Source organism: Fretibacterium sp. (assembly GCF_057312375.1).
The window spans coordinates 13,725-37,709 of record NZ_DBHLDX010000008.1 but is presented as its reverse complement, the minus strand read 5'-3'; the positions used below and the strand labels follow the sequence as shown (position 1 = coordinate 37,709).

Here is a 23,985-nt window from a genome sequence, read left to right as displayed (position 1 = left end):
ATGGCCAGAAAGGAAATTGTCGGGGTCAGGATCAAGCTGGCGACGCCGGAGCGCATCCGCGAGATATCGAGCGGAGAGGTGAAGAAGCCCGAAACGATCAACTACCGCACGCTGCGTCCTGAAAAGGACGGGCTCTTCTGCGAGCGGATCTTCGGCCCCACGCGCAGTTACGAGTGCACCTGCGGGAAGTACAAGCGCAGCGGCCCGAAGTTTCGTGGCGTGATTTGCGACCGGTGCGGCGTCGAGGTGACCGACAACCGCGTGCGCCGGGAGCGCATGGGGCACATCGAGCTGGCCGTTCCCGTGGTGCACATCTGGTACCTCCGGGGGATTCCGAGCCGCCTCAGCCTGCTTTTGGGGACCAGCGCAAAGGACCTGGAGAAGGTGGTTTACTTCGCCCCCACGCGCAAGACCGAGAACGCCTGGAAGGTCACGGCCGTCGGCAGCCGTCCGGACCTGGTGCACAAGGATTCCGTCATCTCGGAGAGCGAGCTGAAGGTCCACGCGCACTACGACCCCAAGTTTCGTGCCGAGGAGGCGTTCTCCCTCGAGAGCGTAGACGACGTCCCCGTCGACGAGGGGGACGTCCTGTCCGCGCAGCAGGTGGGGCGATTCAAGGCGGACTACGGCGACGACACCTTTAAGGTGGAGCCCGCCTTCGAGCTCATCGAGGCGATCGAGGGGCTGGACCTGAACGTGGGGGAGATCGTCCCCGCCTCCAGAGTGGAGGAGTGCTCCGCGCAGGCGGGGACCGAGTCCCACTTCGTCAGGGCGAAGGTCGGCGGGAGCGACGCCTTCATCGTCACGGCGGCCTTGAAGCTGCCCTTCTCCAGGGGCAGCATCCTCTCGAAGTCCGAGAAGGACATGTTCGAGCAGAGGTATCCCAGGCGCTTCAACGCCGTGCGCCTTGGCGTGACGGTTGACGACCCCTGCTACCTGGTCGTCGAGGCGGGAAACTCGCCCTTCACTCAGGCGGACGTCATCTATGAGCGCCAGGAGCTGCTCTGCGCCGAATACGACAAGAAGTTCGAGGCGGGGATCGGCGCGGACGGCGTGCAGACGCTGGTCAATCGGCTGGACCTGGACCTGCTCACGGCCTCCCTTCGCGAGGAGATCGCCGAGAGTAGCGGGCAGAAGAAGCGCAAGCTGGTGAAGCGCCTTCAGGTTGCGGAGGACTTTCGCAAGAGCGCCTCGCAGCCACAGTCCATGATCCTGAACGTCCTGCCCGTTATCCCGCCGGACCTGCGTCCGCTGGTGCAGCTCGACGGAGGACGCTTCGCGACGTCGGACCTGAACGACCTCTACCGACGCGTCATCAACCGCAACAACCGCCTTCGGAAGCTGCAGGAGCTCCACGCGCCGGAGATCATCATCCGCAACGAGAAGCGGATGCTCCAGGAGTGCGTGGACGCCCTGATCGACAACGGCCGCATCGGCAAGGCGGTGACGGGGGCCAGCAACCGTCCCCTGAAGAGCCTGACGGACCTCCTGAGGGGCAAGAAGGGACGCTTCCGTCAGAACCTCCTGGGCAAGCGCGTGGACTACTCCGGAAGGTCCGTCATCGTCATCGGCCCTCAGCTCAAGATATATCAGTGCGGCCTGCCCAAGCAGATGGCGCTTGAGCTGTTCAAGCCCTTCGTCGTGCGTCAGCTGGTGGATCGGGGCATCGCGCCGAACGTGAAAAGCGCAAAGCGCGTCATCGAACGCGGGCGCGAGGAGATCTGGGGCATCCTGGAGGAGATCATCAAGGACCATCCCGTGATGCTGAACCGCGCGCCGACCCTTCACCGCCTGGGCATCCAGGCCTTTGAGCCCGTTTTGATGGAGGGAAAGGCCATTCGGCTGCACCCGATGGTCTGCACGGCGTTCAACGCGGACTTCGACGGCGACCAGATGGCCGTACACGTCCCCCTCTCCCTGGAGGCTCAGGCGGAGGCACGGCTTTTGATGCTCTCCGCCAACAACCTGCTTTCACCGGCCAGCGGGCGGCCCGTCGTGACGCCGACGCAGGATATCGTCCTCGGCGTCTACTACCTGACGGACATGAAGCCCGGATTGAAGGGCGAGGGGATGCACTTCGCCAGCATCGAGGACGTGCTGTCCGCCCACGATCACGGCATGGTTCACATCAACGCCCGCGTCTGGCTGAGGAAGGACCCGACGTGGAAACGCCAGCCCATGGGGCGCCACCAGTACGGCGACCCGAACGGGGAGGCGGTCGTCGTGGACCGGGCCGAGGACGTCGCGGCTCCGGAGGGGGCCAGCGTCTTCTTCGAAACGTCGCCGGGGCGGGCGCTGTTCAACAGCATCATCGCCCACGACCTGTGCTACGTGAACTACCAGTTGGGCAAGAAGAAGATCGGCAGCCTGCTGGACGAGGCCTACGACAAGATCGACCGGGCGGGGGTCGTCGAGATGCTGGACGCCATCAAGTCGCTGGGCTACCATTGGGCGGCGAAGAGCGGCATCAGCTTCGGCGTCAAGTCGATCATCATCCCTCCGGAGAAGGCCGAGATCACGAGGGCGACCCAGATCGAGGACGATGCCGCCAAGGACAATTACGAGATGGGGCTTCTGACCCACGACGAGTACCTGGACCAGAAGGGCGAGCTTTGGGCCAGGGCCACGAAGGACATCGCCAATAAGATCACCGAGCACATGGTTCCGGGGAACTCCGTCCTCATGATGGTGGAGAGCGGCGCCCGCGGAAGCCTGGGGCAGATGGGGCAGATGGCCGGCATTCGCGGGCTGATGTCGGACCCGACCGGCAAGACGATCGACTACCCCATCACGGCCAACTTCCGCGAGGGGATGAACATGCTGGAGTACTTCATCTCCACCCATGGCGCGAGAAAGGGCCTGGCGGACACCGCCCTGAGGACGGCGAAGTCCGGCTACCTCACGCGGCGCCTTGTGGACGTGGCCCAGGACCTGATCATCACGGAACACGACTGCGGCACGGACAAGGGGATCTGCATCCGGCCCCTGATGAGCGAGGGGAAGGTGATGATCCCCATCAGCGAGCGCATCGCCGGGCGGACCGCGCTGAACGACATCCTCGCGCCGGAAACCCAGGAGGTCCTAGTCCACAAGGGGGAGATCATCTCTTACGAGAAGGCCAGCGCGATCGACGCCGCGGGCCTTGAGGAGGTCTGGGTCCGCAGCCCGCTGGCCTGCGGGCTGAAGCGCGGAATCTGCCAGAAGTGCTACGGGCTGGACCTCTCCTCGCGCTACCTCATCCCGATCGGGGAGGCGGTGGGCGTCGTGGCGGCCCAGTCCATCGGCGAGCCGGGGACGCAGCTCACGATGCGCACGTTCCACACGGGCGGCGTTCGCCAGGCTGAGGACATCACCCAGGGTCTGCCGCGCATCGAGCAGCTCTTTGAGGTGCGCCGTCCGCGCAAGGTTTCCCTGCTTGCGGGCCTGGATGGTTTTGTCGAGGAGATACGAAACGCCGACGGCAAGCGTCGGGTGATCGTCTCGACGCTCGACGGTTCGGAGAAGATCACGCACGCGATCCCGTCCTCCCAGGACCTGCGCGACGACATCGCGGAGGGAAAGACGGTGACCCGAACGACCCCCCTGACGGAGGGGAGCATCGACCCGCAGCAGCTGCTGGACGTCAGCGGCATCTCTGCGGTGCAGCGTATGCTGGTGGATGAGATTCAGTACGTCTACCACTCTCAGGGCGTTTCTATTAACAACAAGCACATCGAGGTGATCCTTCGCAAGGTGGCGCCCCTCAACCGGGTGCGGGTCATCGAGGAGGGGGACACCTCCTTCGTGGCGGGGGATATGGTGTGGCTTGACGAGGTCGAGGCGGCGGAGAGGGAGATTCGTGAGGACAACGAGCGCTACGTCGCGGAGGCCGTGCGAATCTTCTCCGGCGACGTGCTGACCGGCGCCGAGAAGATGTGCGAGGAGGTGCAGCCGCTCCTGGACAAGCCCCTGGACGAGGACGCGCTCCGCACGCTCCTGACGCCGGGCATGATGCTCACCTCCCTGACGCTGTCCCACGAGGGGCGCAGCATCGAGGTCATCATCGGCGAGGCCGCCTTCCGAAAGCAGATGGAGGGCCTGGAGCTCGTCTCGGACTTTCAGGACGGCGAGGAGAGGCTGGAGGGGGGAACCCGGCTCGGCAAGGCTGAGCTCCGCACGATTACCGCGCGGGACCCCCACGTCATCCTGGTGCGGAACAGGGACCTCCTGGAGCAGAAGGCCGGCTCCGCGTGGCTCGCGGAGGACGTGGTGTGCGACGGCCAGGTCCTGGCTCCGATGGACACCCAGCTCACCCCGGAGGCCGCGGCGCTGGCGGCTGAGAAAAACGTGGATCGACTCAAGGTGTGGCACAACGTGGACCACATCAACGTGACGGATACGTTCCGCACCTCGTTGATGGAGGACGACAGGGTGTGGGGCTGCAACCTCCTGAGCGCTTCGGATGCTGACGGCAAGCTGATCGAGAAGGTGCCGCAGTTCGTCGATGCCAGCGTGATCCAGGGCCTCGCACAGGGGGAGATATCGACACTTGAGACCGATTCGGAGGTTCAGACCAGGGAGGCCCTGTTCGAGAGGTTCCTCGCGGAAAAGCTCAGGGGCAAGGTCCTGCTGGACGCCTCCTTTGCGAAGGAGGGGGCGAAGGCGCCGGAGTTTGGAAAGGAGCTTTCCGCGGCCCAATTGAAGGAGTTCGCTGCGGCGAGCCCGACGGATATCTACGTGCGTTCGGCGGCGGGCAAGGCGGACGAGTACCCGCTGATCCGCGAGGTCACCTTCGTGAGGAAGCTGAGGGAGAGCCCGGAGTGCAAGCCCTTTATCCATGGCATCACGAAGGCTGCGCTGGCCACGGACAGCTTCCTGAGCGCCGCCTCCTTCCAGCAGACGGCCCAGATCCTGGCGGGGGCGGCAGTGCGCGGTCAGATCGATCCGCTGCACGGCCTGAAGGAAAACGTCATTATCGGGCACCTGATCCCCGCAGGGACAGGGGCGGAGCCCTTCCGCGGCATTGCCTCTGCCGCCGATGTGGAGGAGGAATCGACCCCTGCTCCCATCGAGGCCGTGACGGAGGAGGAGGCTCGGGAGGCGATCCCCCAGGAGGAGGGCGTGTCCACCGCCCTGTTCGACGAGTGAGCCGAACGCGATCGGCGACGCTGTAGGGAGTTGTAAAGCAAGGGAGCGCCCCGGCAGGGGCGCTCCCTTTAATAAAGAAGGCAAAAAAACGAGGCCTCCAAGGGGCCTCATTTCTGGTCTTACGGTTTGTGAAAGGATATAGGAGGCTTACTACAGTTTCTCGACGTTAGCAGCCTGAGGGCCTTTCTCGCCATTCACGATCTCGAACGAGACCTTCTGGCCTTCGGCAAGAGTCTTGAAGCCATCGCCCTGAATTGCGCTGTAGTGGACGAACACATCCTTCCCCTCATCCGCGGTGATGAACCCATACCCCTTGCTCTCGTTAAACCATTTGACGGTACCCTGAGCCATTAAAAAGAGCCTCCTAAAACAAAGAGAATTACCAACCCTCAAAGGCGGTGTGTACTAAGATTACCGTCTTTGTCAGCTTCTGTCAAGGGGCGGAGGCAGAAAAACGGGCCTGTTTTATGAATTGGGGCACGGTTTGCCGGGTGCATCTCCTGGGACGCCTTCGTCCCCGCCTCAGCGGAGCAGCGCCGCGATGGCGCACAAGACCGAAAGCCCGCTGAGGCCCGCCAGGCTCAGCAGTATCCAGGTGAGCCTTCGCGTCCTCTCCGCCGTTTCGGCGCGTTCCGCCGAGAGCCGCCGGGACCATTCCTCCTCGCGGGCAGCGAGCTCCCGGCGGAGGGCCTCCTGGATCGTCTCTCCCAGGGCCGCGCTCGTCTGGCTCTCCAGGTTGGAGAGCTCTTTCGATAAGGCATCGAGCTCCTGCGTCTGAGCCTGCCTGTGGGCCCGCAGCATCCCCTCCCAGCTGGGGATGGCGACGTCCATGAGCCGTTTCAGGGCCTCTGTGCCGGGGACCTCGCTTGTAGACTCCCGTGCGGCCTCTCGCCCAGCCTCAAGTCCTCCTCGCAGGTCTTCCGCGGCGCGGGCCACCGCTGCTGCTGCGGCCTTCAGCTCTTCCCGTCGCTCAAGGTCCCGTTCCTCGCTCCGTTCCAAAAGGCCCCGGAGCCTGGCGGCCTCTTCATGGAGCTCCTCCACGCCCTTCCCCTGCGCGCTCACGCCCCTCAGGGCGTCCCCTACGTTACGGACCTCCCCGCGGAGCGCGGACAGCTCTTCGAGGACCGTGCCGAGGGGGGCGATCAGGGCCTGCCGGCACGACCGTCCCTCTTCCAGCCCGTCCTTGACGGCGCCCTCCAGCCGGGTCAGCGCCTCGCGCATCCGGGCGATGGTCTGGGCGTCCTCCTGGGCGGAGCGGATGGAACTTGCGGCATCGCCGAAGAACACCCTGAGGGAGGCGATCTCGTCCACGGCGGCGGCCAGGGACTGAAGCAAGGCTTGACGGCGCTCAGCTTCCCCTCTCAAGCCCTCCTGCAGGGCGCGGGACAGCCCATCGAGGCCGTCCTTCAGCGCCGCCTTGACCTCCTGCGCCGCGTCCTCCCGGTCCAGCCCCTGGGTCAGCGGGGGAAGGAGCCGGGCCGCAAGCTCGGAAACGAGCCGCTCGGTCGTCGGGTCCAGCGGCGGAAGGTCCGCCTGCGGGAACCCGGTCGTCCGGTCATGATCCTGTACTACCTGCATTAAAGAGTCCCTCCAATCCTGTTCTTGCCGTCGTCCTCAGGCCCCCGCGGGGGAGGGGTGATCGATGTCGTGCCTCAGCTTGTCCCTGCCCGCAGCCAGCGCGGCCCGCAGCCCCGGCTCGTCGAACGGTGGGGTAAGGTCAAGTCCGCTCTCGCGCCACAGCGCGGTCAGGGCGTCGAAGTCCGCCGCGTCGGAGGCCGTGGAGAGCTGCTCGCCAAACTCGATGAAGTCCGTGTACCGGGCGTCGTAGTTCTCGTAGACGAACCAGTCCATCCGCCCCCGAAAGCCCCTGCGCTCCCCGAAGGCCGCCACGCGCTCCGGCACGTCGGCGACGAGGTCCGCGAGCTTTCGGTCGAAGAGCCCGCCGTGGGCGAAGGCGAGAACCCAGCGTGGCGCGGATGCCAGGGCCGCCGCATAGGGGGCCCTGGCCAGGTCGGAGAGCCCTGAGTCCACGCGCGCCAGGTCCAGGTGGACGATGGGCGTCCAGTCCGCCAGGAGCCCCTCCCATTGGAGGCCGTCGGGCAGGGCGGCCAGTGCGTCGGCGGGCGCGGACAGGAGCCGTAGGCCGCCGGGCAGGGGGGCGTCCGGCACGCACTGGCAGGGGAAGGGCGGGGCGCCCTCGCCGAGAAGGAGCCAGCTTCGTCCCTCCAGGTCCAGTTCCTGCGCGCGCGCCTCCATGAAGCGGGCGTCGTGCATCAAGCGGGACGCCAGACGGAGTCCGTCCTGCCGCCGAAGCCCCAGCAGGGCGAGCTGCCGCCCGCCAGCCAGGGCGGGAAGCGCGAAGAACTTCGTCTGAAGCCTCCGTTCCCCCATGGCCTGCAGCAGGGACGCGAAGAGTCCCGACCTCCGCGCGTCCTGGGTGGGCTCCTCCCTCCCCGGCAGGGGCAGGTCGGATAGATTGGGGACGGAAGGGACCACCTCCAGGAGCTCGCGGATTCCGGAGCACGCCTCCGTCAGTCGCAGGCGGAGGGCGGCCATCTCAGCCCTTGAGGCGGTAGTTTCCCCTGAGAGGGCACCCGCCTCGGCCTCGGCCCTCTCCTCCTGCGCCAGTTCCAGGTAGACGGGGTCGCAGCAGACCTCCCGCATGTGGTTCTCCCACCAGTTCAGGTGGTCTCGCAACAGGTCCAGCCGCTTGACGAGGGTGGGGAGCCCGTCCTGGATCAGGGCAGCCCTGGCCTCCTCCAGGGGCCTGTCCTCCCCCGGAGTGGTGGCGATGAGGCGCTCCACGGGGACTTGAGAGCGAAGCTCCGCCTCCTGGCGGCGCAGGTGCCGGTCCATGCCGGGGAGCGCGGTGGGGGAGGGGCTTCCGGAAAGGGCCTCGGAGAACACACTGTGCTGCAGGAGAGTCTTGCGGCACGCCTCCCTGGCCCGATCCATGCGCTCCGTCATTCGACGGACGACGTCGCTCCACCTCGATTCCCAGCGCAGACAGGCGTCGCGCAGCGCCCCGATGGAGGCGGCGTTTCGGACGTCGGACGCAAAACGGGCGACGTCCAGCTCATGGGATATCGACCGGCTCCATTCGTTGCGGACCGTGGACAGCTCCGCGTTGAGCCAGCGCTGAGCGTCCCGGAGCTCCCGGCCGCGCGCGTCCTGCCGCGCTCTCTCTAACCTCCCCGCCATCCCTTGAGCGAGGCGGTCCGCGGTCCGCTCCAGCAGGGCGAGGGCGCGCTGGCCGCGCAGGGCCGTTCCGCACCGGATGAGGTGGCGGCGGAGCTGGGTGAGCTGCCGAAGGAGCGGGTCGAAGTTCGAGCCCTCCCATTCCGGGGACGTGCGGCGGAAAAAGCCGTCGAGCGCAAGCCTTGAGGAGATGGGGATGATGGGGCAGGAGGCGGCGCCGGCTTCCCGCAGGTCCCCCCGCAGCTCCTCCACGGCCTGCTCCAGCCTCTGGCGGCGGGGCAGGAGGACGCTGCCGGCCTCCACCTCATCCCGCTCGATGTCGATTTGCGACAGCAGCAGGATGACTTGTCGGCCGCCCGTCAGGAGCGAGTGCATCAGCTCTACGTCCGCGGACTTGAAGCGGGCGCGCAGCGGCGTGAGGTAGAGGGCGATGTCCAGGCTTGGCAGGAGGCGCCGCAGCATCAGCTCGCCGTACCGAGGCAGGTCGCAGGCGTCGAGCCCCGGGGTGTCCGCCAGCACGAGCCCGGAGGGGATCGCCGCGTCCGGGCTGTTCCACTCGATATGGTCGATGCCCCGTTCGTTCCCAGGGTTCCAGCGTTCGGAGGTGTGTTCCTCCATCCAGTCCGGGGTCAGATCGGACCCTGCCGTGCGCTCAACTCTCCCGTCGAGGTAGAACACGTCCGCCGCCCGGACCCCGCCCCGGCGGCAGAGCACAACCGCGTTCGTCGTGGCGCGGGTTTCCTCAGGCAGCAGCCGCTCGCCCATCATGGCGTTGATAAACGTCGATTTGCCGCTTCCCGTGAGGCCCACCGCTCCGACGGTGAGCTCCGTCTCCCGCAGGGACTGAAGCAGGCCCTGAAGGTGGTTCGTTGTCGCCAGGAAGGTGGGCCTGAGGCTGCTTTCGGAGATGGCGCGCAGGGCGGAGGACACCCGGTCGAACAGGGCGGTGCGAAGTCCCTCCGCTTCTGGGGTGGCGTCCATGCCCCTCAGCCGGATGGGTTCAGGCGCCGGTCGTTTCGGGGCGCCGGCCGTGCCGCGGAGGCCGATGCGCTGCAGGCGGCCCCGCAGGCGAAGGTTCTCCTCCTCCAGGGCCCTGACCTCCGTGACGTCGGAGAGGGCGACGGCGCTCCAGTGGGAACTTGCCTCCCGCGGCGGGGTCCGCACCTCAAGCATCCGGGTGCGCCCGTAGCGGTCCTGGACCTCCAGGCGTTCCCCGTCGCCCAGGCCGGCGATTGCGGCGCGGAGGTGCGGAGAGGCTTTGGCGAGGTGGACGAAGGAGGGGCTGTTCAGGACGCGCCCGTCCCGCGTCGAGCGGACGCTGACGGGGAACGGCATCGCCTCGACCAGGGTGGACAGCGTGAGGTCCTGGCGGGAGGCCTCCTCCACCCTCGCCTCGTCCAGGAGCTCCTCAAAGCGCCTCTGCCCCACGGCGATGCAGCGCGCGGCCTCCTGCATCCTGCGCTCCCAGCTGCCTTCGGAGGGCTCCTGGGGCGATCCTCCGCCGAGCGCCGTTTCAACGCCCATGAGTAGGAGCGGGCTGCCGTCCTCCCCGCGCCGGATGCAGGCGTCCAGGCGGAAGGCACGGTAGACCCCGTCCCCGCAGTATAGGCGCCGGGCGAGGGACAGGGCCGACTCTGCTCCACGCCTGAGGGCCGCGTTCAGCTCCCGCGCCCGCCCGTGATCCTCTGGATGGCAGAGCTCGCACCACTGTTCGAGGCTTCGGGGCCGCGAGTCGGGGGTGAAGCGCAACGCGGCGAGGAGCGCCGGGGACATCTCCACGTCCCCGGCGGGGAAGTGGACGAGTAGGGCGGCGAGCGGCCCAAGGCGCATGAAGTCCTCCCAGAGCGGCGTCATCGCAGGGCTCCAGTCGATGGTGCAAAAGGTCCGTTGATCAAGGTGAGCGTCATGGAGTGTCCCTCTTCACGTCGTGTCCCGCGCGGCGTCGCTGCAGACACGATAATTTTCCCCCAATCCTCCGCGCCTTTTTGTCGGCGCGGAGGGAATGTGTTATCATTAAGTATAGCATTTGAGGACCGTGCTGACGGGCGTCTTGACGATCAAATTTGCGCGGGGCGCGGGTCGTTTTTCGCCGAAGCGGGACCTTCGAGGGTGGCCGGGGCGCTGGAGGACGTTTCATCGTGAGGGGGAGTTTGCCTTGCCGGCTGTAAAACTTCATTTTGAAACCATCAAGCCCCGTATTATTCGGGCGCGGGAGCTGTCCGAAACGCGGGAGCTCCTGGTGGACCTCCTCGTCATGCCGGACGCGCGGCTCCTTCAGATTTTTGGCGTTTCCCGCTGGCAACCGCGGGAGGTCCACGGCCTGAAGGATCGAATCTTTGCGGGCGTCGTGGGCGAGTTGGTCCGAAACGGCTGGAAGTGCGACTCGGCCGCCTTCGGGACGGGACGCCGCGACACGTTTTTGATGGAGATGGCCCGCCGCGGCTTTGCGCAGACGGTGGACTGCCTCCTGTCCATTGGAGCGGACGCGGATTACAATACGCGGGGTTATGGGGATTCCACGGCGCTGATGGCCGCCTGCGACCCGAACATCATGAGGAAGCTCCTGAATTACCGGGCGAACCCGATGGAGGTCAACGCCTCCAACGAAACGGACTTCACCTACAAGCTCCTCTCCGGCCTGACCGCCGGGGCGCGCTTCTACCTTTACAACACGGGGAAGATCCCGTTTCAGCCGTTGTTGGACAACTTCAGGGACTGCATCCTGAGCCGCAGGACCGTGCCCTACAACCCCATGTTCCCCCTGTGCCTCGTGCCCGTGGTCCCGGAGGGCGTTCCCTACAGGAACATCGTGGACGAGAAGCTGGTGGACGCCATGTTTCGGAACCAGTACCTGCCGTTCTCCTCCAAGGCGCTCGCCTGCGAAATCGACTCGGGGCTCACCGTCTGGCACTACATTCGCACGAAGATGAAGGACGCGCGGGAGGCGTCGCCCGCGCTCCTGACGGCGTACCTGGCCTGCATGAGCAAGAAGTCGGCCTTTCAGACCCCGTCGGACTTCGCCTGCGTCGAGGATTACCTGGAAAAGCCCCTGCCCCGCGACCTCTCCGCTCAGGGAGTGATCTCAAAGTCCCTGTTCGTCCACATGCTCTTTTCCCTGGGGGGGCTATCCCAGATGGAGCTCCTGCGGTGGCTCCTCCTCCTGGGCAAGGTCAACCGGCGGATCGCCTTCTGGATGGATTTCTTCGGCGAGGAACCCTTCAGGGTCACGAACTCATCGAGGCTCATGGACAACCGAAGGGGGGACACCCACGTCCTGCACGAGTTGAGCGCCATGCAGTCGCTGCTCTCCCTGCGCGTCGGGGTGTCGGACAACTTTGGCGAGTTCCCCATCCCGGAGGGGCTCTCGGACCCTACGGCGGGCGGGGCGCAGCCGCTCGTTCGGGACTTCAGGCTCTAGATGCGGGGTCGGCCGCCCTCAAGTGGCGTGGCCTTACTTTAAAGCGGTAGCAGGAGGAAATCGGATGGCTCATCTTCTTTGGGGCGGCGCGGACTGCGTGGAGCTTGCGCGGAACTTCGGAACGCCCCTCTACGTCCTGGACGAGGCCGTGATCCGCGCCCGGTGCGCGGAGGTCCGGCGGGATTTTTTGTCGCGTTGGCCGGGGACCGGTGCCTGCTATGCCAGCAAGGCCTTCATCACTCGCGCCATGGCCCGCATCGTCGACCAGGAGGGTCTGGGCCTTGACGTCGTGTCGCTGGGGGAGCTCCGCACGGCCCTCTCCGCGGGCTTCCCGCCGGAGCGCATCGAGCTTCACGGCAACGCGAAAAGCGAGGAGGAGCTTCGAGTGGCTCTTGAGGCCGGCGTGGGACGGATCGTCGTGGACAGCCTGATGGAGCTCGACGTGCTGGCGGACCTCGCGGAGGGGATGGGCCGGCGGGCACGGATTCTGCTGCGCGTTGCGCCAGGGGTTTCCGCCAACACGCACGCCTTCATCGACACGGGACGGACGGGGAGCAAGTTCGGTGTGCCTCTGGAGGGGGACCTCCTCTCCGAGGCCGTTCGGCGGGGGATGGAGCGAAGGGGACTGGACCTCCTGGGCCTGCACTTCCACGTGGGCTCGCAGCTCTTTGACCCGGACGCTCACCTGCGCTCCGTGGTCCGCGTCCTGGAGGCGGCGGAGGCGTTGAAAGCCAGGTTGGGCTTTGAGGTGCGCGAGCTGAACTTCGGGGGCGGCTACGGGGCACAGAGCAACCCCTCGAAGCTCCACGTCCCCATCGCTCTCTTCACCGATGCTATGATGGAGGCCGTGGAGCGGGAGTGCGCGGCCCGAGGGCTGGAACGCCCTGCCGCGTCCATCGAGGCGGGGCGCTGGATCGTTTCAGAGGCCGGGCTCACCCTCTACCGCGTGGAGGTCGTCAAGGAACTGCCGGGCCTCACCTACGTGGCGGTGGACGGCGGCATGGCGGACAACCCGCGCCGTCCGCTCTATGGCGCGGTGTACGAGGCGGTTTCCGCGGAGCGGCCCGACGCGGCGGCGGAACGGGGCGGCAGCCGTATCTCCGTCGTTGGCAGGTGCTGCGAGTCCGGTGACGTGCTGATCGACGACGCACACCTGCCCCCCCTCAGGCGAGGGGAGGTGCTGGCGGTCTTCAACACGGGGGCCTACACCTTCTCCATGGCCAGCAACTACAACCGGCTCTGCCGCCCCGCCGTCGTCCTCGTCCGCGACGGACAGGCGGACCTCATCGTGCGGCGCCAGACGCCGGAAGACCTGCTGGAGGGGGACGAGATTCCGGACCGCCTTGCGTAGGGAGAGGTTGGGATTTTGCTTTTTTCGTAGTACAATTAGCACAGTCTATCTTTTACCGTTGGAGGGGTATTGAATTGCATCGTAATAAGTTCTGTGCGGTACTGTTTCTCTTTGCGTTTGTTGCAGGCGTCCTCGCCCCGGCAGGCCAGGCGTTGGCCTTCTTTAAAGGCTACACAAACCCCGAGGCCACGATCCTCTCTTATAGCGCCAAGATGCCGAGGGCTATTTACTTCGCGACGGAGTCGGGACGGGACCTTACGAGCGATGGCCTCATCCTTGATACGAGAGCGAATCTCTTCGTCGACGTGGCGGACACCGATAGGGACGGCAGGATTGACGTGGGCGATTACAAAGAGGTAAGCTACAGGGCCAGGGTCCACGTCGTTGTGTCCATCGACATCTCTCCCGCGGACTTGGGGGCCGTTTCTGCGGATTTTCCTGGCCTGACCGAGAGCAGCTTGGACAGCTTCGCTGAACTGGAAACCTATCTTCCTGACCTCGCGAATAGGGTTAGGGACCTCTGGCGCACGAAGGCGGAAGAACTTGCGAGGGATTATCGCCAGGGGGCGTACACGTGGACTTCCACGATCGGCGGAGCCAACACGGATGCCATCAAAGTCACCCAGCCTGACGTCGGCATAGACCTGTCCGCCTACCCCCGCCGCCTGACGCCCCTCACCATCACGGCCACGCAGCAGGGGGGGGATGACAATTCCAAGTTCCCGGAGCAATACGCTACGCTGAGTTACAAACTGACCCATCGCCGCATCGGATCGGGGGGCATCTCGGACGATATCGTCGTAACAGGGATCGAGCCTGAAACCCCGCAGTTGAACGTTACGGTGCGCCCTCGCGACCAGGGCGGTGCGGGCGGCGACAACGGTGGCGGAAGCTGCGATGCCTTGGGGCTTGGCACGGCGCTGCTGGCGCTCCCGGCCCTTGGCTTGGTGATCCGCAGAAAGCGCGGATAGCGGCGGCCTCCCTGCGGAGCGAACCGAACGGAAGCACATTAAGATGAATATGAGGAAGGCCCCCGGCGATGGTCGGGGGCCTTTCGCTCTTTCTCTGTTTGGGGGAGTCAGGCCTCTGCGGGCAGGTCACATGAAGAGGTAGCGAACGGCCAGCAGGAGTCCCACCACGGAAACCCCCAGCATGGCGAAGAAAAAGAGGTCGTCTAGGGCCACCATCCTTCGCTCCTTTTCGACGACGGCCCGCTTCGTCTTCAGCCGCAGGTCCTTCGTCAGCGTCAGCAGCCCCAGGATATCCGGGCTGATGCGCAGGTAGATGTAGGTCTTGTCCTCCCGCCGGTCGATCTCCTCCACGGGAAAGGTGGGGGACTGGTTCGTGCTCTCCAGAAACTTCTGCACCAGGCCGGCCGTCCCCGCGTTGTTCTTGAGGGTGACCTCCACCACGTCGTTGGGGGCGAGCTCCGAGGCCACCTTGCCCCAGACGGGGTCGATGACGGGCAGGCACTGAACGATCATCTCCTCGAAGGGGTTCTCAGCCCTCTCTCCATCGTCCCTGGCCTCATCGGACTCGGCGGACGGGCTCCCCGTGGGGTCCAGCAGGCCCGCTTCCTCCAGGTCCTTCCGCGTCAGGAGCTCCACGTCGCTGGCCACGTTGAAGAAGTTGTGCGTGGCGCGCTCGAAGCCGTGGCGGATCTCGTTCTCGACGCGGAGCAGCGCCCGCTTGACGTCGAGGCGCCTCTCCTCAAAGAGCGCCGCGCGGTCGGCTTCCGGAAAGAGGTCCGGCAGGATGGCGTTGAGCTTTTCACCCCATATCGCGTCGTAGGGCCCCAGCTGCGAGAGGAGCCTCATGAAGGACCTCCAGGGCTCGCTGGGCTTGAAGGTGATCTGGGTGTCCGCGCGCGTCAGCCACAGGGTCTGGTTGACGGTTTTCGTGCTGTGCCCGTCGTAGATCAGACAGAAGGCGCCGCAAAGGTCCCCGCGCTTGGGGGTGAAGAAGGTGTACTTCAACGCCAGGTAGTGGGGGGCGTTGTCCTCTTGTGCCTCGGCGGCAGACGGTTCGCCCCCCGCAGCCTGAGGGAGCGCGTCCTCCTCCGGACCGGGCGCGGCCTCTGCGGCCGGCGGCGTGTGCAACGGCGACGCCTCCGGCGTTTCCGCCGCCGCGGACTGTGGATGGGCCGCAGGGTCGTTTGACAGCATATCCGCCGACAATCGGATCAGCTCCTTTAACGGACGGAGTAGCTCTTGGCGCTCCAGGACTTCCCGCGCTTCATCTCACCCGATATCAGCTCAAGGTAGCGGCCCAGACATTCGGGGCAGCGCTTCGACGAGTCGTTGGCCTCCGCCTCAAACTCCTTTTTGCATTCAAGACACCTGAACTTTGCCATCGAGAATCCCTCCTGACCTCGGTTAACATTGGGGGCGCCGCGCCTGGGCGGTGGCCCTCTGTTGTGAATTGCCGCCTATAATCATAGGCAAAAGGCCGTCTTTGGTCAATGGCGTTTTTAGGGAAGCGCTGATTAAAACAAAAACACATACTTTGCCAAGGGGAAATATGCAAAACATCTATGGACAAAAATCTCCAGCGCTTCCCTAAAATTTTAAAATGGGACTATGCCCCAATCCCCACGCGCTTCGCGCGGCCTGATGAAGTTTCAGACACTGAAGGGAGCCTATACGGTTGACAGTTCTCAACGACTTAACCAGTGTTTCCTTAGGGGAACCTCCGGCAGTTCACAGGGCCGCGATCCGGAGCGGCGGGCAGTTCGAGGCCTGAGCCCTGGCCATGTCCATAACCGTCCGTCCCAGCGCCGGGTGGCGCCAGTCGGGCAGGATCTGCGCCAGGGGGACCAGGACGAACTCCCGGTCCGCCAGGTGAGCGTGGGGGATCTGAAGGTGCGGGGACTCGTAGAGAAGCGTACCGCAGAGGAGGATGTCGACGTCGATGTTCCGCGCCCCCCACCGCACGGTCTCACGGCGCCCCATGTCGCGCTCGATCCCCTTTACGGCGGCCAGCAGGGCTTCGGGTTCGAGGTCGGTCTTCATCAGGAGGCAGGCGTTGAGGAAGCGGGGCTGCTCCGCGACGCCCCAGGGTTCCGTTTCAAAGACGTCGCTCCGCTTGAGGACGGTGCCCAGCACCTCGAGGCGGTGAAGGGCCTGGCGCAGATTGGCCAGCCGGTTCCCCAGGTTTGCCCCCAGGGCGAGGGCTAGCGGCTCCATGGCGCCGCCCTTCGCACGGCCCGCGCCATCAAAAGCGCCTGGTGGTTCTCCCTCACGTCGTGCACCCGGATCATCTCGACCCTCCCCTCCAGCAGCGCGGAAACAGCGGCCGTCCTCTGCAGGCGGTCCCCCGGCCGGTCCTCTCCGGAGGACGTAAAGCGCTTTCTGGAGTGCCCGATCAGGAGGGGGAGGCCGTGGACCCTCAGGGCCTCGATCTCCTTGAGGATGGTCAGGTTCTCCTGGCCGCCCTTGCCGAACCCGATGCCGGGGTCCAGGATGATGCGATCCCGGCTCAAGCCCGCCGACTCCGCGGCGCGAAGCCGCTCCTCGAAGTAGAGGTGGAGCTCCGTCATCAGGTCCTCGCTGGGCGGGACGTCCTGCATGGTGGAGGGGTGTCCCTTGATATGGGAGAGGATGTAGGGCAGGCCCGTAGCGGCCGCGCAGGGCAGCATGGCCCCGTCCAGGAGGAAGCCGCCCACGTCGTTGATGACGTCCGCTCCCTCCTCCGCCGCCGCGCGGGCTACGGCCCCCTTGTAGGTGTCGACGGAGATCACGGCATCCGGGCAGGCGCGCCGCAGCGCCCGAAGCGCGGGCAGGAGGCGCTCAAGCTCCTCCTCCTCGGAGACGGGAAGGGACCCGGGGCGGGTGGACTCCGCCCCCAGGTCCAGGACGTCTGCGCCGTCCGCGAGCATCTCCTGCGCCCGGCGCAGCAGGTCGTCCGTGTCGTTGACGCGGCTTCCCGGGTGGAAGGAGTCCGGCGTGAGGTTCAGGATGCCCATGACCTTCGTCTCGCGGTTCAGTTCGAGGCTGCGCCCGCCGGGCAGGGCGAGGCGCCACCGGTTGACCTCAAGTCCTCGGACGGCGGAGGACAGCGCCGCTCGAAGCTCCGGGAGCCCCCAACAGTCCAGAGATTCGAGCTTCTGCAGCAGCCGGTTGATCTGAGAGTCCGTTCCCATCATGAGGAGCCCGCTGGTCTTGCACGTCCCGTCGATGACGCCTCGCGCGACGAGGGCGTCGCCCCCGCGGGCCAGAAGCTCCTGCTTGACGAATGCCGCGGCGCGGTAGTCCACCTTGGGCACGAAGAAGTGCAGCACCCTACGCTTGGGGCCAAGGTAGCGCAGCGACCGGGGATCGGCTCCGATGCGCTCGACGATCGCGGCGAGGTCGCCCGCCTCCGCCGCAGTCAGCGGAAAGACGGCCGCTCCCGTTGGGTTGAAGTCCTTTTCCTGCATTGGTCTGCCTCCTGAAGTTTCGTGCGGGCCGGCGGTCCGAAGGGGATATAAAATCTTTGGACTGGAACGGAGGACCTAAAAGGCTGCCCTTCGAAACCGAAACGGCCGCTTCATCCGCCGTTATTGTATAGCAAAACATCAGTCGTAGCAAGGAGCCGTTGGACCGTTCCACCCGACTCCCTGCCTGGAACGACCGAGCAGCCCGCGCTGCCCCGCCCTTCGCGAACCGGGCGCAGGCGTGCGGAGCGACTACCCCTTGTCCTCGCATGGGCCTCAAGACCCGTTGACCTTTATCCCAAAAACAGTATAATCGTACAACCTAATGGTTGGACCACTCGGTCGAAACGGATGGTCTGGACGATGGTCACGGGGTTCGGGCGGTAACAGAAAGGGTGAGATCGTGCGGTCGTTTTTGATCGCTTTTTTAAGGAAGCGCTGATTAATCTTCAAAAGTTGTTGAAAGCGATCAAGGAACATCAAACGGAGGGTATCCTTCAGCGCTTCCTTAAGCGTTAAAATGGGGCTACGCCCCAATCCCCACGCGCTTCGCGCGGCCTGATGAAGTTTCAGGCACTGAAGGGAGCCCATGCGGTTGACAGTTCTTAACGACTTAATCAGTGTTTCCTTAATGGAGGACGCCGTTCTACGGCGGATGGAGTGAAGGATGGGGAGGTGGAGGCTATTTCGAGGCGCGACGGGTTGAGCGGGGAGAAACGCCAGGCGCTGATCGACGCAGCCGTCGACGAGTTCAACGAGCACGGACTGGAGAACGCTTCGTTCAACCGGATCATCGAACGGTCCGGCATCAGCAAGGGAACCGTTTATTATTACTTCGAGAACAAGGACGCGCTGCTGGACATGGTGCTTCAGGACATTGGGGAGCGCGCCCTGCGGGCGCTTCCGGAGCGGGCGCTGCCGGAAACGGAGGAGGAGTACTGGCCGGCCCTCTGGGAGGAGCAGGAGCGCGAGTTCGACTTCTTCGTGGATAACCCGGAGCTGGGGCAGATCATGATGCTCTCGCTCGGAGAGTGTGAGGCCGGGGAAGGCGAGGAGAAAATGCTGCGCGGCTCCCTGCTTCATCTATTCCGGCGCAGGGAGGCGCTGGTCCGGCGGGGACAGGAGCTGGGCCTCGTGCGAAGCGACCTCGACACAGGCCTTCTCATGAACGTCATGCGGTCGATCGCCAAGTCCCTCTGCGTTGCGATCTTCGGGGCCGACGTCCGGTCGTTCACGGCGCTTCCCGCTGTGGAGCGGACGGAGCGGTCCCGCCGCTACCTCGCCCTCATGCAGGATTTGACGCTTCGTGTGTTGAGCGAGGTCGAGGCAGGCGGAGTCTTCGAGCGCTGGAGAGCGACGGAAGAAGGGGCGATGTTGTCGCTCCGGTCGGATTCTATGAGTTTTGCGGGATAAGGAGTGAGTGCGCGCATGTGGAGCAAGTTGATGAGCGTTCTGAATAAGGTGCGGGTGCTGCTTTGGGTGGGGGCCCTGGCGGCGGTGGGGGCGCTGGTGACCGTCCAGGTCATGGCGAAGATGGAACAGGCCGAGGCGAACCTGCGCTCCTTGGAACAGGAAACGGAAACCGTCTATCCCGTCACGACGGAGGTCCTGAAGACATCCGACTGGAACACGTGGCGGAGCTACTACGGGCAGGGCAAGTCGGCCCACACCCAGAACGTGACGGCCTACGAACGCGAGATCGTGCGCACGGTCCACGTGCAGGTGGGGGACCGCGTCAAGCCGGGGCAGACGGTGGTCACCCTGATCGTGGCGGACCGTGGAGCCAAGGTGCAGGCGCAGCGAACGGGCTACGACGAGGCGAAACTGAACTACAACCGGCTGAAGGAGCTGCACGCCAAGGGTGGAATCTCGCAGTCCGAGGTGGACTCCGCCTACGCGACGCTGAAGTCCGCCGAGGCGCAGCTGAAGAGCTCCCAGTCCACCCTTCAGCGCACGGAACTGAAGGCCAGCATCGAGGGCATCGTGGCCGCGCGCAACGTGGAGCCGGGCGAGGTGGCGGAGGCTGGGATGACCCTCATCGCCATCGTTGACCCGCGGGAGATGGAGGCCGAGCTCATGGTTTCCAAGAAGGACATCTTCAAGATCAACAGGAACACCTCCGTGGACGTCTACGTCGATGGCGTGCGAAGCGCAGGCTGGGTGAAGCGCACGAGCCCGGAGGCCCAGACGGGATCGGGCCTGTACCCCGTCGTCGTCGGCCTGCCGGAGAAGAGCGGCATCCTGCCGGGCTCTTACCTTGAGGGGCGCTTTCTGGTGGACCATCAGCCGGGCGTCATCGTCGTCCCCTCCAACGTCGTGATCTACCGCAGCGGCGGTCAGGCCGTGTACCTGGCGTCGGGCGACGTAGCCCACAGCGTCCCCATCACCACGGGCGACGGGCGAGAGGGCCGCGTGGTGGTCACCTCTGGCCTCAAGGCGGGCGACGAGCTGATCGTCAGCGGCAGCCGCGTTCTCTACGAGGGCGCCGCCATCACGCGAGACGTGCCTGGCGCGGCTCAGAAGATGTAGGGGGACGAGGCTCATACCATGAGAAGTTTTGTCCGCTTCTGCATCTACCACCCCGTTTTCACGGCCTGCTCGGTGGTCGTCTGGGTCCTGCTGGGCGTCAGCAGCTACTTCACGCTGGGCGTGACGCTCTACCCGGACGTGGAGCTGCCCTTCGTCCTGGTGCGGACTGCCTACGACGGTGCAGGCCCCAACGAGATCGAACAGCTGGTGACCAAGAGGATCGAGGACGAGCTGGCCGACGTGGACAACCTGAAGTCCCTCACCAGCTACTCCCAGGACGGCGTGTCCATGGTCGCCGTGGAGATGGAGTCAGGGACGAATCAGGACCTGGCGCTCTTGAACGTCAACAACGAGGTCAAGGCCGCGATCCCGGACCTTCCGGACGGCGCGGACGATCCCGTCTGCACGAAGTTCGACATCGGCTCCCAGCCCTTCCTCACCATCGCCTTTGCCACGGACTCCATGCCGGAGAAGGCGGCGAAGAAGGTCATTGAGGACCGCATCCAGCCCATCGTGTCGCGCGTCGACGGCGTGGGGCAGGCCTACGTTTCCGGAGGCCGGGACCGTCAGATTCAAATCCTGCTGGACCCCTCCGCGCTCAACGAGTATGGCATCAACTACCTTCAGGTCTGCAACGTGGTGGCGGCCAACAACCAGACCACTCCCACCGGCTACATCACCCAGAAGAGGGACGAGATATCTTTGCGTCTGCTGGGTGAGTTCAACGACGTGGAGCAGCTGGAGAACATCCTGATCCCCACGTCCAAAGGGCAGCCGGTGCGGCTCTCCATGCTGGGACAGGTGGTGGACGCGGAGGAGGACCAGCGCAGCCTTGCCCGCGCCAACGGCAACCCCGTGGTGCTGCTGCGCGTCAGCCCCAGCTCCAACGCGGACGTCGTGAAGGCCGGCGCGGAGATCAAGCGCCAGCTGGCGCGCCTGATGAAGGACTACCCCGACTTCACCTACGAGTACACCCAGGACGACACCTCCTACGTGGAATCCGCCGTCAAGAACATCGTGCGGGACACGGGCATCGGCATCCTGCTGACAGCCCTGGTGATCTACCTCTTCCTCGGGCGCCTGTCGGCCACCTTCATCGTGGCCTGCTCCATGCCCGTGGCCTTCGCGGCCACCTTCGTGCCGCTCCAGATGTACGGCTATAGCCTGAACCTGATGAGCACCCTGGGGCTGGCCCTCTCCATGGGCACGCTGGTGATGAACGCCATCCTCATCATCCAGAACATCTACCGCTACCGCGACATGGGCTGCGACCCCTTCAAGGCTGCGGAGGACGGGACGGTGGAGATATCGGTTTCGGTCCTGGCGGGCGTCCTGACGAACCTCGGCGTGTTCATGCCCGTGGCCATGATGAACACGATATCGGGCCAGTTCCTCAGGCCCTACGCCGTCACGATCGTCTACGCCACGATCTTCTCGCTGTGGGTGACGATGGCCGTCACGCCCTGCATGGCGGCGCGCATCAGGAAGCAGGAGGGCGACGCGGGGCTGCCTCTCATGGGCCGTATCCTGACGGGGTGGTGGAACTGGCTCTTCGACGGGTTCCGCGACCTCTTCATCTTCCTGCTGAAGGGGGCCATGCGCTTCCCGGCCTGCACGGTCCTCCTGGTGCTCCTGATGACCTGGGGGTCGCTGAAGTTGGGCGGCTTCATTGGAACCCAGTTCATGCCGGAGTCGGACGACGGGACGATCCGCATCTCCGTGACGCTGGACAACAACGTTTCCCTCACCCGGACGCAGGGCGTCCTGGAGCAGGTCGAGGCCTTCATCAATGGGATGGAGGACCGCAAGTGGATCCGCAGCGTCGTCTCGAGCGTGGCGGGGTCCATGCGCAGCCAATCCCTCAATCAGGCGGAAATCAGCCTCTACCTCGTCAACGCGGAGGAGGGGCGGCCCTCCACCCAGGAGATCGCGGACCGGATCCGCCCCTTCCTGGCGACGCTCCCCGGCGTGGAGTACTCCGTGTCGGCCACCCGCGCCGGCTTCAGCGACCCTATCTCCATTGAGGTCAAGGGGACGGACCTGAACGTGCTCTATTCGGTGGCGGAGGAGATTCGTGCCCGCGGTCGCAAGGTGCCGGGCGTGCGCGACCTCTCCATCGGGATGGAGCTGGGCAAGCCGGAGCTTCGGGTGGAGCCCATCCGCTGGCGCCTCTCGCCCCTGGGGCTCAACATTGCAGACCTGGCGCGCATCGTCCGCGGCTACCTCATCGGCATGAATTCGGGAAAGTTCCGCCAGGAGGGCTACGAGTACGACATCAAGGCGCGCCTGAGCCGAGAGAAGGCCGGGGACATCTTCAAGGTGCATGAGCTGCCCGTCATGACGGGCAACGGCCTGGTGCCTCTGGACGAGATGGCGGACGTCGTCTGGGGCGACGCGCCGACCGAGATCCAGCGTAAGGACCGCGTCCGCATCGTGCCCGTGACGGGCCGCGTGCGCTACATCACGACGGGCGAGGGCAACGCGCGCATGAAGGAGATAACGGATGCCATGACCCTGCCCGAGGGCGTCACGATCTCCTTCGGCGGCGAGGCCGAGGACATGGCGGAGGAGTTCACCGAGTTGCTCCGCACCCTCGTCATCGCCATCGTCATCACCTACCTGGTGGTGGCGGCCATCCTGGAGTCCTGGACCTACGCGGCGATCATCCTCTTCACGGTGCCCATGGCGGCCATCGGCGTGGTGCCGGCCCTGATCGTCACGGGCGTCAACATCTCGATCTTCGCCATCATCGGCATGATCATGCTGGTGGGCATGGTGGTCAACAACGCCATCGTCATCGTGGACTATGCCGAGGTCCTGAGAGGGCAGGGCAAACACCCCTACGAGGCCATCGAGGAGGCCTGTGTCGTGCGCTTCAAGTCCCTGGTCATGGCGGTCGTCACGTCCGTCGTCTCCCTGATCCCCCTGCTCTCGACGGGGCGCGGGGCCGAGATGAAACTTCCCATCGCGGTGGTCGCCATCGGCGGTCTATTGGCGGGCGGCTCGTTGGCGATGGTCTTCATCCCGGCGGCGTACAAGCTCATCTGGCGCTTCTGGCTGTTCCTGGAAAGGCACAGGGGCAGCAGGGCCCAGCCGGCGGAAAGTCACGCAGAGGCATAAGACGTAAAAACGCAGGGGCGGCGGGATCGAGTTCGATCCCGCCGCCCCTGCGTTTAAAACCTTTGAGTGCACACCCGCGTGACGATGGCCCCAGGAGGGCGGTGAGCGGCTACAGCAGCGCCGTGATGAGGACGATCAGCACCAGGCCCGGCAACAGGTCGCAGAGCTTGAGCTTTGTGAGCCCCAGGAGGTTCAGCCCGATGCCGAGGATCATCAGTCCTCCCAGAGCCGACAGGTTGGAGTACAGCCGTTCCGTGAGGAAGGGCGCCATTCGGACCGCCAGAAGGGTCAGCCCGCCCTGATAGAGGGCTATCGGCAGGACGGAGAACAGGACCCCCGACCCGAAGGACCCGGCCAGAAAGACGGAGGCGATACCGTCCAGGACGCCCTTCGTGACGAGCAGCGTGGGGTCGTGGCGCAGGCCGTCGTCGATGGCGCCGATGATGCCCATGGAGCCGGTGCAGAAGAGCAGCGTCGCCGTGACGAACCCCTGCGTGAAGTGGCTTTCCGCAAGGTGAAAGCGCGCCTTCAGGGCGTCGCCCAGCCCGTTCAGCCGATCATCCAGCCGAAGCCAGTCCCCGATGAGCGCGCCCAGAACGAGGCTTGCCAGGACGGCGACGGCGTCCTGCATCTTCAGGCTCATGCCCACGCCGAGGCAGAGCGTGAAGAGCCCGAAGCAGTGAAAGATCGTGTGGTTCAGGCGCTCTGGGATGAAACGCCCCAGGGCGAGGCCCAGGGTAGCGCCGAGAGCGACGGCAGCGACGTTGAAGAGCGTTCCCCCGGCGGGGACCCTACTTAAAAATTCCATGGATGACGCAGCTCCTTATC

15 protein-coding genes are annotated in these 23,985 nt (G+C 65.3%); 7 read left to right on the top strand and 8 right to left on the bottom strand.

The features are described from left to right. The gene (gene rpoC, locus ACO41U_RS02570; RefSeq protein ID WP_485941359.1) at nucleotides 1–5,127 is read left to right on the top strand and encodes a DNA-directed RNA polymerase subunit beta'; all 5,127 of its coding nucleotides are present in this window, start codon (nucleotides 1–3) and stop codon (nucleotides 5,125–5,127) included. 150 nt (nucleotides 5,128–5,277) lie between these two features. Here the strand turns inward: rpoC and ACO41U_RS02565 are convergent, their stop codons facing one another. The 3 genes from ACO41U_RS02565 to ACO41U_RS02555 form a co-directional block, all read right to left on the bottom strand. Beyond that, nucleotides 5,278–5,478, bottom strand: coding sequence for a cold-shock protein (locus tag ACO41U_RS02565; RefSeq protein WP_015557159.1), 201 nt, complete (start codon nucleotides 5,476–5,478; stop codon nucleotides 5,278–5,280). A gap of 171 nt (nucleotides 5,479–5,649) precedes the next feature. Then, nucleotides 5,650–6,705, bottom strand: a complete 1,056-nt coding sequence (locus ACO41U_RS02560; RefSeq protein WP_485941358.1) for a hypothetical protein — start codon at nucleotides 6,703–6,705, stop codon at nucleotides 5,650–5,652. A 36-nt stretch (nucleotides 6,706–6,741) separates the two neighbouring features. Continuing rightward, nucleotides 6,742–10,179, bottom strand: a complete 3,438-nt coding sequence (locus tag ACO41U_RS02555) for a dynamin family protein (protein WP_485941357.1) — start codon at nucleotides 10,177–10,179, stop codon at nucleotides 6,742–6,744. Nucleotides 10,180–10,480: 301 nt separating this feature from the next. Between ACO41U_RS02555 and ACO41U_RS02550 the strand changes: the two genes are divergently transcribed. From ACO41U_RS02550 to ACO41U_RS02540, 3 genes are all read left to right on the top strand, one after another. After that, a complete protein-coding gene (locus tag ACO41U_RS02550; protein ID WP_485941356.1) occupies nucleotides 10,481–11,743 on the top strand; it encodes a hypothetical protein in 1,263 nt (420 codons plus the stop codon). Nucleotides 11,744–11,807: 64 nt separating this feature from the next. Further along, nucleotides 11,808–13,094: a diaminopimelate decarboxylase gene (gene lysA, locus ACO41U_RS02545; RefSeq protein ID WP_485941355.1), complete on the top strand. Its 1,287-nt coding sequence runs from the start codon at nucleotides 11,808–11,810 to the stop codon at nucleotides 13,092–13,094. 74 nt (nucleotides 13,095–13,168) lie between these two features. Beyond that, a complete protein-coding gene (locus tag ACO41U_RS02540; RefSeq protein WP_485941354.1) occupies nucleotides 13,169–14,065 on the top strand; it encodes a hypothetical protein in 897 nt (298 codons plus the stop codon). A 126-nt stretch (nucleotides 14,066–14,191) separates the two neighbouring features. Here ACO41U_RS02540 and ACO41U_RS02535 read toward each other — a convergent pair whose 3' ends face one another. The 4 genes from ACO41U_RS02535 to folP all read right to left on the bottom strand — a co-directional run bounded on the left by ACO41U_RS02535 (nucleotide 14,192) and on the right by folP (nucleotide 17,511). Continuing rightward, nucleotides 14,192–15,271 carry a hypothetical protein gene (locus ACO41U_RS02535; protein WP_485941353.1) on the bottom strand — a complete coding sequence of 360 codons (1,080 nt, stop codon included), beginning with the start codon at nucleotides 15,269–15,271 and terminating at the stop codon, nucleotides 14,192–14,194. Nucleotides 15,272–15,285: 14 nt separating this feature from the next. Next, a complete protein-coding gene (locus ACO41U_RS02530) occupies nucleotides 15,286–15,447 on the bottom strand; it encodes a hypothetical protein (protein ID WP_015557162.1) in 162 nt (53 codons plus the stop codon). A 346-nt stretch (nucleotides 15,448–15,793) separates the two neighbouring features. Next, nucleotides 15,794–16,279 (bottom strand): 2-amino-4-hydroxy-6-hydroxymethyldihydropteridine diphosphokinase, encoded by a 486-nt coding sequence (gene folK / locus ACO41U_RS02525; protein ID WP_485941352.1) that lies wholly within the window; start codon nucleotides 16,277–16,279, stop codon nucleotides 15,794–15,796. Next, nucleotides 16,267–17,511, bottom strand: a complete 1,245-nt coding sequence (gene folP, locus ACO41U_RS02520) for a dihydropteroate synthase (RefSeq protein ID WP_485941351.1) — start codon at nucleotides 17,509–17,511, stop codon at nucleotides 16,267–16,269. Before folP ends, folK begins: the two co-directional genes overlap by 13 nt. Nucleotides 17,512–18,210: 699 nt before the next feature. Between folP and ACO41U_RS02515 the strand changes: the two genes are divergently transcribed. The 3 genes from ACO41U_RS02515 to ACO41U_RS02505 are packed head-to-tail and all read left to right on the top strand — an operon-like array spanning nucleotide 18,211 to nucleotide 23,157. Continuing rightward, nucleotides 18,211–18,921: a TetR/AcrR family transcriptional regulator gene (locus ACO41U_RS02515; RefSeq protein ID WP_485941350.1), complete on the top strand. Its 711-nt coding sequence runs from the start codon at nucleotides 18,211–18,213 to the stop codon at nucleotides 18,919–18,921. A 30-nt stretch (nucleotides 18,922–18,951) separates the two neighbouring features. Continuing rightward, nucleotides 18,952–20,037, top strand: a complete 1,086-nt coding sequence (locus tag ACO41U_RS02510) for an efflux RND transporter periplasmic adaptor subunit (protein WP_298777908.1) — start codon at nucleotides 18,952–18,954, stop codon at nucleotides 20,035–20,037. Between the two features lie 18 nt (nucleotides 20,038–20,055). Continuing rightward, entirely contained in the window at nucleotides 20,056–23,157 is a 3,102-nt protein-coding gene (locus ACO41U_RS02505; protein WP_485941349.1) for an efflux RND transporter permease subunit, read from the top strand. 109 nt (nucleotides 23,158–23,266) lie between these two features. Here ACO41U_RS02505 and ACO41U_RS02500 read toward each other — a convergent pair whose 3' ends face one another. Further along, the gene (locus ACO41U_RS02500) at nucleotides 23,267–23,965 is read right to left on the bottom strand and encodes a DUF554 domain-containing protein (protein WP_485941348.1); all 699 of its coding nucleotides are present in this window, start codon (nucleotides 23,963–23,965) and stop codon (nucleotides 23,267–23,269) included. Nucleotides 23,966–23,985: the final 20 nt, after the last annotated feature.

What these genes read in the sequence shown, in the direction of transcription:
- rpoC (WP_485941359.1), top strand. Translation starts at nt 1, where the DNA reads ATGGCCAGAAAGGAAATTGTCGGGGTCAGGATCAAGCTGGCGACGCCG.
- ACO41U_RS02565 (WP_015557159.1), bottom strand. Translation starts at nt 5,478, where the DNA reads ATGGCTCAGGGTACCGTCAAATGGTTTAACGAGAGCAAGGGGTATGGG.
- ACO41U_RS02560 (WP_485941358.1), bottom strand. Translation starts at nt 6,705, where the DNA reads ATGCAGGTAGTACAGGATCATGACCGGACGACCGGGTTCCCGCAGGCG.
- ACO41U_RS02555 (WP_485941357.1), bottom strand. Translation starts at nt 10,179, where the DNA reads ATGACGCCGCTCTGGGAGGACTTCATGCGCCTTGGGCCGCTCGCCGCC.
- lysA (WP_485941355.1), top strand. Translation starts at nt 11,808, where the DNA reads ATGGCTCATCTTCTTTGGGGCGGCGCGGACTGCGTGGAGCTTGCGCGG.
- ACO41U_RS02530 (WP_015557162.1), bottom strand. Translation starts at nt 15,447, where the DNA reads ATGGCAAAGTTCAGGTGTCTTGAATGCAAAAAGGAGTTTGAGGCGGAG.
- folK (WP_485941352.1), bottom strand. Translation starts at nt 16,279, where the DNA reads ATGGAGCCGCTAGCCCTCGCCCTGGGGGCAAACCTGGGGAACCGGCTG.
- folP (WP_485941351.1), bottom strand. Translation starts at nt 17,511, where the DNA reads ATGCAGGAAAAGGACTTCAACCCAACGGGAGCGGCCGTCTTTCCGCTG.
- ACO41U_RS02510 (WP_298777908.1), top strand. Translation starts at nt 18,952, where the DNA reads ATGAGCGTTCTGAATAAGGTGCGGGTGCTGCTTTGGGTGGGGGCCCTG.
- ACO41U_RS02505 (WP_485941349.1), top strand. Translation starts at nt 20,056, where the DNA reads ATGAGAAGTTTTGTCCGCTTCTGCATCTACCACCCCGTTTTCACGGCC.
- ACO41U_RS02500 (WP_485941348.1), bottom strand. Translation starts at nt 23,965, where the DNA reads ATGGAATTTTTAAGTAGGGTCCCCGCCGGGGGAACGCTCTTCAACGTC.